Below are 3,375 nucleotides of genomic sequence, written 5' to 3' on the forward strand. Positions count from 1 at the left end.
AAAGAATCAATCCCAACAAACCGATGCACCAACCCGTGAAAACGCGGTTGGGAAGGGTTCGAAACACGCACTCGGCGACCACCGTGTCGTGTAATGACAACCGTATGTACGTGCAATCCAGACGTCCACTGGACTCACAACCGTGAGTTAACAGTGAAACCAAGTTATTCCAACGTGGCTACTGTGCCACCTGGTGAATGGCTCGGCTCGAGCGCCGACGACGGACGTGCCAAGCTGCGAAAAGCCTGAGGAAGCCGCACGGAGGCTAAGAACTCAGGATCTCCGAATGGGAATCCCCCCGCAATTGCCTCGCGCAATGGGGAACGCCGAGAACTGAAACATCTCAGTATCGGCAGGAACAAAAAGCAAACGCGATGTCGCTAGTAACGGCGAGTGAACACGACAAAGTCCAAACCGAAGCCCTCACGGGCAATGTGGTGTACGGACTGACTCTCATCGTCCGAACCGTCTCATGAAGTCTCCTGGAACGGAGCGTGAAACAGGGTGATAACCCCGTAATGAGATCAAGTACGACGTGCGTCAGCTCCCGAGTAGCAGGGGTCGGAAATCCCTTGTGAATGTCGCGGGCAACGACCGCGAAGACTCAATACGACTCGAGACCGATAGCGAACAAGTAGTGTGAACGAACGCTGAAAAGCACCCCGAAAAGGGAGGTGCAATAGGGCCTGAAATCAGGTGGCGATGGAGCGACAGGGCATACAAGGCCCAGCAAAAAACGACCCAGGTGCAAGCCTGCAGTAGGAATTGCTGGGAGCCGATGTTCTGTCGTACGTTTTGAAAAACGAGCCAGGGAGTGTATCTAATTGGCGAGCCTAACCCGAGTATCGGGGCAGGCATAGGGAAACCAATACGGCCGCAGCACTTTGTGTGAGGGCCACCGTCTTCAAGGGCGGGGAGTCAACTGGATACGACCCGAAACCGGATGATCTACGCATGAGCAAGGCGAAGCGTGGCGAAAGCCACGTGGAGGCCTGTTAGAGTTGGTGTCCTACAATACCCTCTCGTGACTTATGTGTAGGGGTGAAAGGCCCATCGAATCCGGCAACAGCTGGTTCCAACCGAAACATGTCGAAGCATGACCTTCACTAAGGTAGTTCGTGGGGTAGAGCGACCGATTGGGAGTCTCGCCTCCGAGAGGAGTCGACCTCCCTGTCAAACTCCAAACCTACGGACGCCGTTGACGTGAGGAATCCGGTGCGCGGGGTAAGCCTGTGTACCGTGAGGGAGACAACCCAGAGCTGGGTTAAGGTCCCAAAGTGCGAGCTAAGTGCGATTGAAGGTGGTCGCAAGCCCTAAACAGCCGGGAGGTGAGCTTAGAAGCAGCTACCCTCTAAGAAAAGCGTAACAGCTTACCGGCCGAGGTTTGCGGCGCCGAAAATGATCGGGGCTCAAGCTCGCCACCGAGACCTAGCAGCACTCTTGACCGAGTGATCTAGTAGGTTGGCATTCTGAATGGGTGGAAGTACGGGCGAGAGTTCGTATGGACCGTTCAGTATCGAAAATCCTGGCCATAGTAGCAGCGTTAGTCGGGTTAGACCCCCGACGACCTAATGAGTAAGGGTTCCTCAGCAATGCTGATCAGCTGAGGGTTAGCCGATCCTAAGTCTCACCGTAATTCGAATGAGACAATAGGGAAACTGGTTAATATTCCAGTGCTAACACCATTAAAAGTCGACGCCTCAGGAAACACCAAGCCGGGCCTTCGCCCGGTCGAATCGTCCAACTCCGTGGAAGCCGTAATGGCAGGAAGCGGAAGAATGGCGAGATAGCGAAAGTTGGTGGTACCCGGGGCCCGTGAAAAGACGAGCGTGTTAATCGTACCGAGATCCGACACAGGTACTCTGGCGGTGAAAGCCAAGGTCTGTCGGGAGCAACCGACGTTAGGGAATTCGGCAAGTTAGTCCCGTAAGTTCGCGATAAGGGATGCCTGCTCTGCATAAGAGCAGGCCGCAGTGACTCGGACGCTCCAACTGTCTAGTAACAACATAGGTGACCGCAAATCCGCAAGGACTCGTACGGTCACTGAATCCTGCCCAGTGCGGGTATCTGAACACCTAGTACAATAGGACGAAGGACCCGTTAACGGCGGGGGTAACTATGACCCTCTTAAGGTAGCGTAGTACCTTGCCGCTTCAGTAGCGGCTTGCATGAATGGATCAATGAGAGCGTCACTGTCCCAACGTTGGGCCCGGTGAACTGTACATTCCAGTGCGGAGTCTGGAGACCCCCAAGGGGAAGCGAAGACCCTATAGAGCTTTACTGCAGGCTGTCGCTGGGACGTGGTCGCTACTGTGCAGAATAGGTAGGAGCCATTACACAGGTATCCGCGCTAGCGGATCACCGAGGCATCATTGAAATACTACCCGGTAGTGACTGCGACCCTCACTCCTGGCGGAGGACACCGGTAGCCAGGCAGTTTGACTGGGGCGGTACGCGCTCGAAAAGATATCGAGCGCGCCCCAAGATTTCCTCACTCGGGTCGGAGACCCGAGGAAGAGCGCAAGAGCAAAAGGAAGTCTGACAGTGTCCTACACAACGAGGGACGCTGACGTGAAAACGTGGTCTAGCGAACCAATGAGGCTGCTTGTTGCGGCCCATTGATGACAGAAAAGCTACCTTAGGGATAACAGAGTCGTCACCGGCAAGAGCACATATCGACCCGGTGGCTTGCTACCTCGATGTCGGTTCCCTCCATCCTGCCCGTGCAGAAGCGGGCAAGGGTGAGGTTGTTCGCCTATTAAAGGAGGTCGTGAGCTGGGTTTAGACCGTCGTGAGACAGGTCGGCTGCTATCTATTGGGGGTGTTACGGTATCTGACGAGAACGTTCGTATAGTACGAGAGGAACTACGAATGGGTGCCACTGGTGTACCGGTCGTTCGAAAGAGCGCGTGCCGGGCAGCTACGCACCACGGGGTAAGAGCTGAACGCATCTAAGCTCGAAACCCACTTGGAAAAGAGATACCACCGAGATCACTCGTAGAAGACGAGTTCGATAGGCTCGGGATGTACGCGCCGAGGCAACGAGGCGTTCAGTCCGCGAGTACTAACAGATCGACGCCACACAATCATACCGCATTTGGTCTTCACACTCATGGAGTGTGAGTCCAGGCGTATACTGGATTGCACATACATTACGGTTCATTCGAACCATCAACGATTGGTATCCATATGTCACGGTTCGATTCCGTGAGTTGACGTTAAGGCGGCCAGAGCGACAGGGCGACACCCGTACCCATCCCGAACACGGAAGTTAAGCCTGTCTGCGTTTCGGTCAGTACTGGAGTGCGCGAGCCTCTGGGAAATTCGATTCGCCGCCTCCATTCATACTTCATTCATTAACCCTCACAGAGCCAC

At 54.8% G+C, this 3,375-nt stretch carries 2 rRNA genes; both read left to right on the top strand.

From position 1 onward, the window contains the following. Positions 1–169 precede the first annotated feature (169 nt). Positions 170–3,087 (top strand): 23S ribosomal RNA (locus tag NKF25_RS23955). A 132-nt stretch (positions 3,088–3,219) separates the two neighbouring features. Continuing rightward, positions 3,220–3,341, top strand: a 5S ribosomal RNA gene (rrf, locus tag NKF25_RS23960). The last annotated feature ends 34 nt before the right edge of the window (positions 3,342–3,375 follow it).

Source organism: Haladaptatus sp. AB643 (assembly GCF_024136975.1).
GTDB lineage: Archaea > Halobacteriota > Halobacteria > Halobacteriales > Haladaptataceae > Haladaptatus.